The 12,615-nt window shown below is 44.4% G+C and carries 12 protein-coding genes; 10 read left to right on the top strand and 2 right to left on the bottom strand.

Features of this window, described 5'->3' with window-relative positions:
- Positions 1–7 precede the first annotated feature (7 nt).
- The 4 genes from V1L52_RS07615 to V1L52_RS07600 all read left to right on the top strand — a co-directional run bounded on the left by V1L52_RS07615 (position 8) and on the right by V1L52_RS07600 (position 1,731).
- Positions 8–196 (top strand): hypothetical protein, encoded by a 189-nt coding sequence (locus tag V1L52_RS07615; RefSeq protein WP_428768448.1) that lies wholly within the window; start codon positions 8–10, stop codon positions 194–196.
- Entirely contained in the window at positions 177–452 is a 276-nt protein-coding gene (locus V1L52_RS07610) for a helix-turn-helix domain-containing protein (protein WP_428768446.1), read from the top strand. Before V1L52_RS07615 ends, V1L52_RS07610 begins: the two co-directional genes overlap by 20 nt.
- A gap of 484 nt (positions 453–936) precedes the next feature.
- Positions 937–1,188 carry a PD-(D/E)XK nuclease family transposase gene (locus V1L52_RS07605; protein ID WP_428771802.1) on the top strand — a complete coding sequence of 84 codons (252 nt, stop codon included), beginning with the start codon at positions 937–939 and terminating at the stop codon, positions 1,186–1,188.
- Entirely contained in the window at positions 1,189–1,731 is a 543-nt protein-coding gene (locus V1L52_RS07600; RefSeq protein ID WP_428768445.1) for a hypothetical protein, read from the top strand. It begins immediately after the preceding gene.
- Between the two features lie 9 nt (positions 1,732–1,740).
- On the opposite strand, the gene V1L52_RS07595 is transcribed toward V1L52_RS07600, so the two are convergent.
- On the bottom strand, positions 1,741–4,884 hold the full coding sequence (locus V1L52_RS07595; protein ID WP_428768443.1) for an efflux RND transporter permease subunit: 3,144 nt from the start codon (positions 4,882–4,884) through the stop codon (positions 1,741–1,743).
- Complete coding sequence (locus V1L52_RS07590) at positions 4,881–5,996, bottom strand: efflux RND transporter periplasmic adaptor subunit (RefSeq protein ID WP_428768441.1); 1,116 nt, start codon at positions 5,994–5,996, stop codon at positions 4,881–4,883. Before V1L52_RS07590 ends, V1L52_RS07595 begins: the two co-directional genes overlap by 4 nt.
- Positions 5,997–6,208: 212 nt before the next feature.
- On the opposite strand from V1L52_RS07590, the gene V1L52_RS07585 reads away from it, so the two are divergent.
- From V1L52_RS07585 to V1L52_RS07560, 6 genes are all read left to right on the top strand, one after another.
- Positions 6,209–6,811, top strand: coding sequence for a TetR/AcrR family transcriptional regulator (locus V1L52_RS07585; protein ID WP_428768439.1), 603 nt, complete (start codon positions 6,209–6,211; stop codon positions 6,809–6,811).
- 51 nt (positions 6,812–6,862) lie between these two features.
- Positions 6,863–7,663 carry a flagellar basal-body rod protein FlgF gene (gene flgF, locus V1L52_RS07580; RefSeq protein WP_428768438.1) on the top strand — a complete coding sequence of 267 codons (801 nt, stop codon included), beginning with the start codon at positions 6,863–6,865 and terminating at the stop codon, positions 7,661–7,663.
- Positions 7,664–7,706: 43 nt separating this feature from the next.
- The gene (gene flgG, locus V1L52_RS07575; RefSeq protein WP_428768436.1) at positions 7,707–8,501 is read left to right on the top strand and encodes a flagellar basal-body rod protein FlgG; all 795 of its coding nucleotides are present in this window, start codon (positions 7,707–7,709) and stop codon (positions 8,499–8,501) included.
- A gap of 39 nt (positions 8,502–8,540) precedes the next feature.
- Complete coding sequence (locus V1L52_RS07570; protein ID WP_428768434.1) at positions 8,541–8,984, top strand: rod-binding protein; 444 nt, start codon at positions 8,541–8,543, stop codon at positions 8,982–8,984.
- 103 nt (positions 8,985–9,087) lie between these two features.
- Complete coding sequence (locus tag V1L52_RS07565; protein WP_428768432.1) at positions 9,088–10,473, top strand: PP2C family protein-serine/threonine phosphatase; 1,386 nt, start codon at positions 9,088–9,090, stop codon at positions 10,471–10,473.
- Positions 10,470–12,611 carry a PP2C family protein-serine/threonine phosphatase gene (locus V1L52_RS07560; protein WP_428768430.1) on the top strand — a complete coding sequence of 714 codons (2,142 nt, stop codon included), beginning with the start codon at positions 10,470–10,472 and terminating at the stop codon, positions 12,609–12,611. The genes V1L52_RS07565 and V1L52_RS07560 overlap by 4 nt, the downstream gene beginning before the upstream one ends.
- Positions 12,612–12,615: the final 4 nt, after the last annotated feature.

Genomic DNA, 12,615 nt, shown 5'->3' with positions numbered 1-12,615 from the left:
TAAGTCTATGAAAGAATATGCGGCTTATACGGGGCAAAAATTCACAATCGAGTGGTATTTTGCCGCCAATGGTGAAAGCCAAGCTCTCTCATTTTTTAATAACTGTTCGGCTGCGGAACAGCAAAAATTCTTTCATCTTGTAAATTATCTGAAGCGCATCAAGGAGGGAAGCTATTATGACTCAGACTACATTTGACCGTATGATGAAAGATTCCAAATGGAAAGCGGATTTTGAACGAGGATACGAGGAATTTCTTATATCGGAATTCTTATGTGAGCAAATGCAGCGTTCGGATTTAACTGTTCGCGAGCTTGCCGCACGTGCTCAAGTTTCTCCCACGACTGTCCAAAATCTTCGTACCGGTAATGCCGAAAATGTGAAGGTAAAAACACTTTTATCCGTACTTCGTGAACTGGGATACAGTTTGCAGCCGATTGCCGCCTCTCGATAAGCTCAAAGAAATGACCGGCCGGCACCCTTAAAGCGCTCCTGCGGTTTCCCGCACGGGGCGCTTTTTTTTATATATATGGGCTTGATTTTGTACGTTCTTTGCGGTTAATTAAAAAGGTGCATTTTTTCTCGTAAATAGTGTTTTTTTTTGTCAACCAAACCTAATAATATATATGGAGGTTAAGCATGACAAAGACCAAACAGACAGAGAATAAACCGGAAATCTTAAACCCCAAAACCGACTGGGTGTTTAAAGTTTGAAAATCGTGCCTCCCTGCCCGATTTTCAACTCCGGTTTCGCATACGAAACCGGCTTAAATACTGTTTTATCGTACATCCCTGTACGGTCGGTAAAGTAGAAGGCACGGACATAAATAATACTATGTTGCTTATGAAATATACATACAAGGTGTGCGGCTGTGGTTCCGTGCCCGCAAAAAATTCTGCACAAGCGAAGCGCGGAAGCCTTTTTGCGGGTCGGGTTCATGCCGCACACCTTCTGTACATTTCAGAAAACCGACAACGGCCTTATCGTGAACATTGAAATGCAGCAGTTTTGGAAATCTTTCATTCCGCGCAGAAATCAGCTCTACCTTGCACGTACCGTTGCTAAAAATCGTACGTCCTGTACGATTTTTAGCTTCAAGTTTCGCAAGCGAAACTTGGGGATATATAGCCTTTGTCGCCCTCCATGGCGGTATGCAAAAAAAGAAACGAGGTATACGTTTAGATATTAGATGAAGCAGGTGCCGAAGCGTGGACAGCGCGCGCAAAAAAATCTGCACAAGCGAAGCGCGGAAGCCTTTTTGAGCGTGTGTCCGAGCGCATCGGCAAAATGCATCTTTATGAACGATATCTCCTCTCTTCCTTTTGTTGCGTTAAACGAACTTATCGGCTATACTATGAGTAAGGATATCGCGGATTACACGGCAAAGGATTTTTGGATACGGTTTTTGAGCAACTACGCGAAAGACAAACAAAGCGGTATGCTTAAAAAACTGTGTACACTGGAGGAGGGCTTGGAAATGGCGGAAGCGACATTATGCAGAGTAACCGAAGAAGAGCGGCGTATTGCCCGGGAATTATCCACACAGCACTATTACGATATCCTTGCCGATGAACGTGCCGAAGGCAGAGAAGAAGGCAAAGCAATCGGCCGTGCCGAAGGTGCCCGGCAAAAAGCTCTGGAAACTGCACGCATATTAAAGCAGCTCGGCGATTCAAGTCAAAAAATAGTGCAGGTTACCGGTCTTTCGGAAGCGGAGATAGAAAAATTATAAAGCACCCGGTCAATTGGGATTAGCCGCATTTTTTTCCGTCATGTAATACAGTACCGGTATTATAAAAAGGGTTATAAGGGTTGAGGCGCATAAGCCGCCTGCAATAGCTTGGGCAAGGGATGCATATACTTCCGAGCCTTCACCGCGGGAAAAGGCCATAGGAATAACTCCGAAAACGGTGGTAAGGGTTGTCATAAGGATGGGGCGAAGGCGGCTTGAGGATGCACGTATAATAATTTCTTTAAGCTGCAGAGCATTTTCGTGCAGCAGGGCGTCTTTTTTTGTCCCCTGTACTTTCGCAGCCGCGGTATTGTCGGTTTTACGCAGCAGGTTGATATAATCGATGAGTATAATGCCGTTGTTTACGACAATGCCGGAAAGAGAAACGATACCCATGAGGGCCATTAAACTGATGCTTGAGCCGAAGGACAAAAGACCGAAGGTAACGCCGATAAGCGAAAAGGGAATCGATACCATAACCAAAAGCGGCTGCCTGAACCGTTCGAATTGAATAACCATAACCGCATATACCGCAAAACATGCGATAAGCAGGGCCTTAATCATGCGCGGAATCGAATCTTCCAAAAGTTCCATAATACCGCTTGAATCGGCACGGATGCCCTTTTTTAGCGGGTTTTTATTCAGGTATGCACGCAAGCGCTTATTTACGCCCGAGGTATCTTCGTTTACCAAAACCGCCGATACGGTTACCGTTTTTATGCGGTTTTTTCGGTTGACGGACGAAATATTTTGCTCGATTCTTTTATCGGCAAGGGCGGCAAAGGAAACAAGCCCGCCGTTTCGGCTTTGTACGCGGACATTCGATAAAGTTTTTTCGTCAAGGGGATTGTCCTTTATATCCGAAAAAAGGCGGATATCGTACGTTTTTCCGCTTGTTCGGTCGCGGAATTGTCCCGCATCGGTTCCGCGGAATAAAATCGCCGCGGTAAGGCCGGCCTCATAACTGCTTACGCCCAAAGCGTTCAAATAGTCGCGGTTCATATCCAATACAAGGGTGGCGGCGTCGAAGTTCATATCGATTGATACGCTCAGTGTTTCCGGGTCTTTTTCCAAAAAATTCCGTAAGCGTAAAGCTTCGGCATAAAGTTCATTCGTATTGCTTCCTTGCAAACTTATACCGAAGCCGCCTCCGCCTGCAACAAAGCCCAATAAGCGGTCAAAGCCTCCGTTTGTTACCCTGATTTGCGCATCGGGAATTAAGGACGAAAGAAGGTGCTGTGTTTTTAAAATCAGGCTCGGTATTTTTTCTTTGCGTTTTGAGGCGGGTTTGAGGATAATACGGGCATAGCCTTCGTTTTCCGCAGCGGAAGCCGAAATAAAGTTATCGGTTTGCCCCGCGTAAAGCACAACTTTTTCCACATGGGGAATATTTTCGGCAATAATCCGCTGCGCCTTTTCCAGTTCTTTTCGGGTGGTTTCAAGGTTTTGTCCGGCCGGAAAGGTAAAGGAGGCATAATAATCGGAATTATCCGTAACCGGTATAAAGGTTATACCGAGAAGTTTTATTAAAAAAAAGGTAAGTACAAGGATAAGGGCCGCTGCCGAAACAACAAGGCGGGATTTATTTAAAGCTTTTTTGAGCGCACGGGCATACAATCGCTCAAACAGGGTGATTGTCCGGTTAAAGCGTGAAAGTTTTTTTTCTTTTACGGCCGTTTTGTTTAAAAGAACCTTCATAAAAAAAGGAACGGCAACAAGAGCGGTACATAAAGATGCGCTGATTGCAAAGATGAGTGTAAGCGCCACATCCCGTAACATCATACCTATAAGACCTTTTAAAAGGGCTATGGGTAAAAAAACAACAAGGGTTGTGGCCGCGCCGGCAAATACGGAAGCTCCCACTTCGTCCGCGCCCTTACATACGGCATCTTCAATTGTATAACCGGATGTGTAATAACGGTATATTTGTTCAATCATAACGATTGAAGCGTCGACTGTCATGCCGAGCGACACCACCATTCCCGAAAGACTCATAAGATTTATGCCGATTCCCGCAAGTTTCATACCGATGAGGGTCATAACCAAAGAAAGGGGTATCGATAAGCCTATAATGAGGGTGGAGCGCGCATCCTGTAAAAAAAGCACAAGCATAACAACCGCCATAACAATACCCGTAATACCCGAGTAAATGACGGTTTTTATCGACGCTTTTACCGTGCGGCTGTCGTCGCTTATAATATCGTAACCGACCGCGTCTCCCGTATCGGCTTCGGCTTCGCGGATAATTTGTTTTACTTTTTTTGCAATCCGCATAACGTTTGCATTGCTGCGTTTTTTTACATCGATAACGATAATATCCCTTGCCCCGTCGGAAACCTTTACGTCGCTTTCGGGATAACCGAGAAAAATATCCGCTATATCCTTTAAGCGTATCGGGACATTGTTGTCTCCGGCTCCGACAATCAGGTTTTCCATGTCCCGTATCGATTCAAAAGAGCCGTCATAGCGTAAATCTATATTGCGCGTTTCGTAATCCGCTTTTCCTGCCGGAAGCTGTACGTTTGAGCGGCGAATCGCTTCGTAGACGCGGCTTACGGGAATGTTTTTTGCATTGGCATCGTCGGTACGCAGTTTTATATTCAGCCTGAGCTTTTCGCCGCCTACGGTCTGCACTTGTGAAACGCCCGCTATAGCGCTTAAGCGCGGTTTGAGCGTTTCCGCTATGTACTCTGCAAGTTGTCCCGTATCTCTTCCGCCCGATACGGAAAAGCTTATAACGGGCAGCATTTCATCTCCTCCTACAAGGGCGTCGGGAATACCGCGGATTCCTTCGGGTAAATCTTCCGTTTTTTTGTTGATACGGTTTCTTACTTCCGCCAAGCGCTCATAGGGGTCTGTACCGTCCTGAAAAAATAGCGTTATAAGACTGACCGAATCTTTTGAAGAACTTGTTATATTTTTTAAGCCGCTTAGGGTTACAAAATCTTCTTCCAAAACATCGGTTACTTCGCGTTCCACATCTTCGGCACCCGCTCCCGGATAGACGGTTATGACCGCCACCGACGGAAGAGACAGTTCTCCCATAAAGGCGACATTCATACCGCTTAGAGAAACAAAGCCGAATACAATTGCGGCGCATAAAACCATGCCGATAACGGCCGGATGTTTGACCGCATAATGCGGAAGCTTCATAGGTGCTCCGTTTTTTTAAGACCGTTTTCTTCTATAACTTCCACGCTTTGGCCGTCAAATACCCGATAGCTTCCGGAAAGAACGAACCATTCCTGCGAAAATTCTTCCGGAACCATAAAATTAAGATTATCTTTAACGGGTACGGGAAAATTACGTACGGTTACATTTTTTTTTACCGGATTGTAAGTATAACAGCTGCCGTCGTTTTTTAAAACCGCGAGGGGTAAAGACGGAACATCCTTATATGCGCCGTACACTATATGAACTTCGGTAAACATTCCCGGTTTAAAAAGTTCTATATGCTCATTCAATTTAAATACCGCTTCAAAGGTTTTTGTATCGGCTTGTATATAAGGGCTTATTGTATCGATTACGGCCTTTGCGCGTACAGGTTTTGAAAGCTCTGCGTTTTCGGGCCGTTCGGTCGAAAGGCGCCTTTCGACATAAACCGAAAGGGTTTCGGCTTTTTCGGCGAATACAGGAACATATTTTTCCGGTATATGAACGCGTACAATCAATGTGTTTAAATCGGCTATAAGAGCGGCCGGCTGCTGCGGATTGGCGGTACCGCCCTTTGCCAAGGGCGCTTTTAAAATCGTGCCGGAAACGGGAGAACGCACGTCCGCATGATTTAATTGGAGCAGAGATAATTCATAGGCCGCCTTACTGCTGTCTCTTCGCGCTCCTGCGGTTTCAACATCCTGTAAACTGACTCCGTTCGATTTATACAATGCGCTTATCCGGTTATATGCGTTTTCGGCACTTTCATAAGCCGCCTTTGCCTGCAGCATTCCCTGTGTAAAGGGTTCTTTGTCTATTTGTGCAAGGATATCGCCTTCATGCACTTCCATACCCGTTTTGGCCGGATATTCGACAATTCTTCCGCTTACAAGGGGTATAACCGGAATAACCGACAGCGCTTCGACATAGGAGCTGAATGTTAAGCTTTGTTCGATGGTCGTTTTTTGCGGCCGTATGATTTTTATCGGAGGGGACGGGGGAGTGTAGGAAACTTTTTTTCTTTGTGCATTAAAAATACCGAAAGCCCCTCCCGCCGCCGCCGTAATCAACACAGCCCGGACAATGAGCTTTATTTTTTTTATTCTTCCCATAAACTCTTCTCCGGTTCTTTGCCGCCCGTAAATCGACACTATGACAAAATCGATATAATCGATAAAATCGGGCTAAAAAACAAAATCACTCTGAAATTCAAAATCAATCATTTGTTGATTTTTTATTTCAATCATAGTATAACAAGTAATCCTCTGTATGGCAACGACAAAAGAATGACGAATTTATCAAAAATGAATAAAAGGGGGCGAATATGTCCGACATTGAAAAAAAAGGCGCAAACAAAAAAGCCGAATACCGCAGTGCTCTTCGTTCGCGCAAATTAATACGCGATGCATACGTTACGCTCATGCAAACCAAGCCCATAGATAAGATTTCGGTGTCCGATATTGTGCGGGAAGCCGATTTAAACCGCGGAACATTTTATGCCCATTATTCCAATCCTATGGACGTTTTGATGGAAATAGCCGACGGAATTTTCGGCGATGTTCAGGGTTTTTTATCCGAATTCAATTTTACGAACTTTTTACGCGACCCTATGCCGCTTTTATTGCGTGTCGAAAAGCTTCTGTCGGATAACTTCGACTTTTACCGCCGTATAAACCTGCATACGGCTTCAATCGGCTTTACCGACCAAATAAAAAAAATCCTGATTGAATACATTTCCGCCGATAAAACCGTTCCCGAAAAACTGAGAACAAAGGCTCAGTTCCGCATTGCCCTTGAATTGTTTGCAGGCGGTCTTATTTCGGTTTATTTGGGCTATGTGCAGGGAAATATCGAAGTTAAACCGCGCCAGATTACGGAAACGGTTGCCATGCTTATACGCGAATCCGCTGCTTCATTCTTTAAGTAGAAGAATCTCAAGTGAAAAAATAAAACGCCGATAATCAATACGTGAGGTATTATGATTAGAGGATGGTACACCGGAGCGAGCGGTATGACCGCACAGCAAAACCGCTTGGACGTTATTTCAAATAACTTGGCTAATGTCGATACAACCGGCTTTAAGCGCGATACTGCGGTAAGTAAAAACTTTTCCGAACTTCTGATTCGCCGCACGCGTAACGACGGGGTGTATAAAACTCCCTTCGGTTCGGCCGATGCGGCTCCGATTATCGGAAAATTGGGTTTGGGTGTCGAAACAAACGAAGCCTTTACCGACTTTTCTCAAGGTTCCTATAAGGAAACGACGAGTACGACCGATATGGCGCTTTCGGGCAAGGGTTTTTTTACCGTGTTGACTCCTCAGGGGGAGCGCTATACGCGCAACGGCAACTTTATGATCGGAAAAGAGGGCTTGCTTGAAACCAAAGAAGGTTATCCGGTTTTAGGCGAAAAGGGCACCATCTACGTTGCAGATACCCGCTTTTTTGTAGACAAAGACGGTATTATATACGATTCCGAAGACATGCGCGAAATAGAGCGCTTTAAAACCGTCCGTTTTGAAAACGAGCGCTACTTAAAAAAACAGGGCTCAAGTTTGTACTATGAAACCGATATTTCCGGCCCCGCCTATATTGCCGAAGGCGAACAGCGGCCCGTCTTTTTGCAGGGCTTTGTCGAAACTTCGAATGTCAATGTTGTAAACGAAATGGTACGCATGATAGAAGTCAACCGCGCTTATGAAGCGAATCAAAAAACCGTTCAGGCGCAAGACAGTATGATGAGTGTCTTATGGAGCAAAACCGCTTCACTTCGCGGATAACAAGCGGACACTAAAGGACAGTTAAAGGATAAAAGAGGCTGATATGGTACGAAGTTTATGGAGTGCGGCGACCGGCATGAACGGTCAGCAATTACAGATAGACACGATTTCAAACAACCTGGCAAACGTCAATACGACAGGCTTTAAAAAGAAACGCGCCGAGTTTGAAGATTTGGTATATCAAAACTTAAAGCTTGCAGGAACGCCTGCAACCGAAGATACGGTAACGCCTGTCGGTATTCAAATGGGAAACGGTGTACGTTTGGGCGCAACCCAGCGCATGTTTAATCAGGGTTCTTTGCAAAATACCGAAAACATAAGCGATGTGGCCATTATGGGCGAAGGTTTTTTCCGCGTTCAGCAGTATGACGGAAGCTACGCTTACACAAGAGACGGCTCTTTTAAAGTCGATTCGACCGGACAGCTGGTAACGAATAACGGGCTTCGCGTAATGCCCGAAATCATTATGCCCGAAAATTTTATTATCGAAACGCTCAACGTTACCAAAACGGGCAGGGTTAGCGTTAAGGTTGCCGGAAACGACGATCCGCTCGATATAGGCCAGCTTGAATTATACCGCTTTCCGAACCCTGTGGGTTTGCAAGCCGAAGGGGACAACCTCTTTATCGTTACAAACGCTTCCGGAGAGGCGATTCCCGGCCGCCCCGGATTTGACGGATTCGGAAAAACCATCCACAAGTTTTTGGAAATGTCGAACGTTTCGGTTGTAAACGAATTGGTGCAAATGATTGTCGCACAGCGCGCCTACGAGTTTAACTCCAAGGCTATTCAAACAAGCGATTCCATGCTTGCAACGGCCGCCGGCTTAAAGCGGTAAATACCGTCAAACGATAAATAACCGTAAAGGGGTAGGGGAATGGACATAATAAACGGTGCTATGATGCGTTACGGCGGCGCGCGCGATATAGAGGCGGCTCAAAACATACAAAAACGCCTTGACTATAAAATAAACGGCGATTATGTTTCCGATTTTAAAAACAGCTTTACAAATGCCGCCGATAAAGCCGCCCTGCCGGCGGGAGCCGCCGCTAATTCGGCTTCCGCTTCTTCAGCTCAAAAAAAGATAGATAAAACAAGTCTTTTGTACGAAAAATCGATGGAGCTGGAATCCTATATCATCAAAATAATGCTTTCATCGATGCGCGGCTCTTTAACGGGAGCATCGGTTACCGGCGAAAAGGCGAGCTATGCGCATAAAATGTACGAAGATATGTTTTACGACGAACTTGCAGTTACGATGACTAAAAATGCCGGCTTCGGTTTAGCCGATCAAGTGTATATGCAGTTGTCGCAAAAATAAGAAAACTTTCCGAAAATCCTTATTGTTATTTTGTCTTCGTAATGCTATACTGTCGGGGTGCGGCTGTTCCGCTATGTAAATATGTGTGCTTTAGGGAGACAGTATGCTTAAGCAAAAACAAGCCCTTATAACGGTGCTTTCATTTATTATTGCATGTATTCTTTTTACCCTGATTACCTTTTCTTTAACCGAAAATGCGGGCTTTGTTTTTTCATGGGTAACGGCTTTTATTATTTTATGTATTCTGTTTATTATCCGCTATCACCTTAACCGATTTTTATCGAAACGGGTTGAACAAAAAATCCTCTATGAGGGAGACACGGGCCTCTTGGCGCGTTTTATCGAGCGCTTGCGTTTTTCCTATACTCTTGATGACTTTATCAAATCGGTCTGCGACGTTTGTGAAGATGAGGGAGGAATTTCCGTTTTATATGTGGATAAGGCGGACAGCCGTGTTTTATACAGCAGTCCCTCTCATATTGCCTCTCAGGAAGAAACCTTACAAAAGCTGAATCTGAATTTCAATGCCGATTGGAAAGACGGATGGTACTTTTTTGAGCGGAATTTGGGCCTTGTATCCGAAACCTCCGGAGCTCACGGATTTTTTCTCGTATCGGAAAAACGGCACGTATACTTTTTTTGCCGTTATACGCGCTTATTTGACGAGGTTATTTTTGAAAAACTCTTTGACGAGTTTAAGCGTTTTCAGCTGTGTGAAAAGACGATTACAAAAATGTCCGAAATCAGTTCCCTCTCGAAGGAATGGGCTCTTTTGGCCGATACGCAAAAATCCTTTTTGCCGAAAACCATGCCGAAAATCCCCAAGCTCGATATAGCGGCCTATTATCGTCCCCTCGTAAACGTATCCGGCGACTATTATACGGTGTTACCCATCAGTCCCGAAAAAACCCTTGTAATGCTCGGAGACGTATCGGGTAAGGGATTGGCGGCCGCTCTTATTATGGGCCTGGTTATGAATACGGTAAAGATTCTTAAAGATAAAGAAAATTTGCGCGGTATTATTACATCGGTAGACAAGGCGATTAAAAGTATGAACCTTGACGATAAGTACACCGTTATGTTTATCGGTCTTATAGATACAAAGAAAATGACCGTAAAATATATAAACGCTTCAATGTCGGATCCCGTTATCATTTCGCGTTCGCTTGAAGGCGGCCGCTTGCGGTATTTAAAGTCGAATGCAAGTTTGGTCGGTATTATCGCTATGGAAGATGTTGAACCTGCGGAGCAAAAGCTCTATACCGGAGATGTTTTGTTAATCGCATCCGACGGTGTTTCGGAAACCATGAATGAAACGGGTATTGAATTGGGAGAAACCGAGCAATACGAACGCCTGTTGAAAAAGTCCTTTGTAAAATCGGCACGCAGTTTTATCAACGATATATCGGATTTGATATTCGCATACAGCGGAGGTCAAATCCGCGATGATATAACGATGCTTGCCCTTAAAGTGGGAGAATCCGTATGATATTTTTTATATTGAACCTGATGTGCGCCGCCGCTTTATTCGGACTCTCGTTTGTTATCGACTTTCGTTCTTCGGACGGGAAAAACAAAGCCTTTATCAATATGCTCTTACTTCAAGCTTTGTGGGCTGTGATTTCCGCTCTTTGCGTACTCTTTGTTTTAATAAATCAATGGGGCTTGAGCGCGACTTCTCTGCGTTTTTTTATTTGGCTTCCTGCGGTACAATCGATTTTAATGTTAAGCTGGTGCGCCCTCTATCCGGATTTCCGTAATAATCTTTTTGTACGTATATTGAAAATAGCGGCAATAGCGTTTTCATTTTATACCGTCTTTTTTCTTTTTGATTCGGTATACTTCGATACGGACGGCCGTTTAACGGTATTAAGCAAATTGATAGGTTCATCATCTTTGGACCGTTTTGGCCTGTATAAAATACTGCTTATATACGTGTTTCCGGGTTTATCGGTTCTTGTGCTTTTCTTTAAGTATGAATTGCTGTCAAAGCGCCTCATACGCCGGCATATACTGCTGTGTATTGCCGCTATCGCTGCAGGAGCCGTTTTGTTTACCCTGATTATATCGGCCTCACGCATACCGTCGCAGCCTTTTTTTCTCTTTCTTTTGCCCTATGTATACGGTTTTGTGCTGTTTTTGTTTTATCTTATCGGGCGTATCCAATCCCTGTTCAGCCTTAATTCGTTTTTCCGCACAGCGGCCGGTTTCGGGTTAACCTATATTATTCCTGCCGCTCTTTCGGCCGTTGTATTTTCTCTTTTCCGTGTCTTTGTCGGTATGGACAGTCCCGTCTTTTTTTTGATTGTCGGCGTTTCGACGGCCGCATTGTTTTTATTTACCTATGCTTTACAGCGATATTTATTTGATATGGGGCGTCAGGCGGAAGAGTTTTATGCCGACAGGCTGGAAGCCGATTTTGCGGCCTTGAATTTCGGCGACATCGATATGCAAATCGATGTACGCTTTGCCCAGATTTTGCAAAATAATATTCACACCCTCAACGTTGTTATTTTAACCGATAACAATGCGGGAAAACTGACTACCCGTTATTCTCTTAAAGGCGACAAATCCGAATTCGATTTGGATGATCCGGTGTTTTCTTCGCTTTTGAATATGCAGCGCCGTATCGTATTTAAAACCCACTGCGATACCGTTCACGAGCTTTCCCCCATTTCATCAAAGCTGAATGCTATGTTTGAGCAAACCGACAGCTCGGTTATGATTTTATTGAATGAGGGAGCCCGTCTTTTTGCGCTTATACTTTTAGGCGCGCGTAAAACCGAACAGCCTTATACGGATTACGATTATGAAATTTTCAACAAACTGTATTCGCGCTTTTTTTTAACCGGCTATTATCTTAAAAATATTGCAAACGAAGAATTGATAGCTCTTGTCGGCCGTGAAATCCGCTTTTCGTCGCAGGTTATTCAATCCCTGCATAAAAAAACGGATATGCCGGTTTATCCGGGCTTTGATGCCTCTGCGGTTTCCTTAAGCTCACGTTCTTTGGGAAGCGGCTTTACGGATTTTATAAGGCTCGATGCTCACCGTTATATAGGCGTTATAGGCGACTTAAGCGGCAAGGGCTTGAATGCCAGTATGCTTATGTCCATTTTGAAATCAATGATTCCTGTTTTTTTGGCGGAAACCCGCGATTTTAAAGAATTGATTCAAAAGGTAAATGCCTTTATACGGGAAAATATGCCGCGCGGTACTTATTTTGCCGGTATGTTTTGTCTTATCGATATGAAGTCAAGGATGTTGTACTATGCAAACTGTGCCTTGGCGGCATTGTTTATGTATAACAAAACATATAACAATATGATAGAAATTCAGGGAGACGGAAAAATCCTTGGCTTTGTGCCGGATATTTCTTCTCTCATTAAAATCAAAAAGATTCAGCTTTCTTCCGGCGACGTGCTGGCTGCCGTAACGGGCGGATGTATCGAGACAAAATCTCTTCGCGGAGAACGTTTCGGTAAAAATCGTATTCAAACGGTTCTTTTGCAAAATTTAAAGCAGCCTGCCGCAAAAATATGCGAAACCCTCGACGGTGTTTTGAGAGACTTTGCCGAAAAAGATGCGGAAGAAGACGTCAGTATTTCGATTTTAAAAGTGTTATAAAGGG

This window comes from Treponema sp. HNW (genome assembly GCF_050320395.1).
In the GTDB taxonomy this organism is placed as follows: domain Bacteria; phylum Spirochaetota; class Spirochaetia; order Treponematales; family Treponemataceae; genus Treponema_C.
This window is presented reverse-complemented; position numbering and strand designations above follow the sequence as displayed.

What these genes read in the sequence shown, in the direction of transcription:
- V1L52_RS07615 (WP_428768448.1), top strand. Translation starts at nt 8, where the DNA reads ATGAAAGAATATGCGGCTTATACGGGGCAAAAATTCACAATCGAGTGG.
- V1L52_RS07610 (WP_428768446.1), top strand. Translation starts at nt 177, where the DNA reads ATGACTCAGACTACATTTGACCGTATGATGAAAGATTCCAAATGGAAA.
- V1L52_RS07605 (WP_428771802.1), top strand. Translation starts at nt 937, where the DNA reads ATGCCGCACACCTTCTGTACATTTCAGAAAACCGACAACGGCCTTATC.
- V1L52_RS07600 (WP_428768445.1), top strand. Translation starts at nt 1,189, where the DNA reads ATGAAGCAGGTGCCGAAGCGTGGACAGCGCGCGCAAAAAAATCTGCAC.
- V1L52_RS07595 (WP_428768443.1), bottom strand. Translation starts at nt 4,884, where the DNA reads ATGAAGCTTCCGCATTATGCGGTCAAACATCCGGCCGTTATCGGCATG.
- V1L52_RS07590 (WP_428768441.1), bottom strand. Translation starts at nt 5,996, where the DNA reads ATGGGAAGAATAAAAAAAATAAAGCTCATTGTCCGGGCTGTGTTGATT.
- V1L52_RS07585 (WP_428768439.1), top strand. Translation starts at nt 6,209, where the DNA reads ATGTCCGACATTGAAAAAAAAGGCGCAAACAAAAAAGCCGAATACCGC.
- flgF (WP_428768438.1), top strand. Translation starts at nt 6,863, where the DNA reads ATGATTAGAGGATGGTACACCGGAGCGAGCGGTATGACCGCACAGCAA.
- flgG (WP_428768436.1), top strand. Translation starts at nt 7,707, where the DNA reads ATGGTACGAAGTTTATGGAGTGCGGCGACCGGCATGAACGGTCAGCAA.
- V1L52_RS07570 (WP_428768434.1), top strand. Translation starts at nt 8,541, where the DNA reads ATGGACATAATAAACGGTGCTATGATGCGTTACGGCGGCGCGCGCGAT.
- V1L52_RS07565 (WP_428768432.1), top strand. Translation starts at nt 9,088, where the DNA reads ATGCTTAAGCAAAAACAAGCCCTTATAACGGTGCTTTCATTTATTATT.
- V1L52_RS07560 (WP_428768430.1), top strand. Translation starts at nt 10,470, where the DNA reads ATGATATTTTTTATATTGAACCTGATGTGCGCCGCCGCTTTATTCGGA.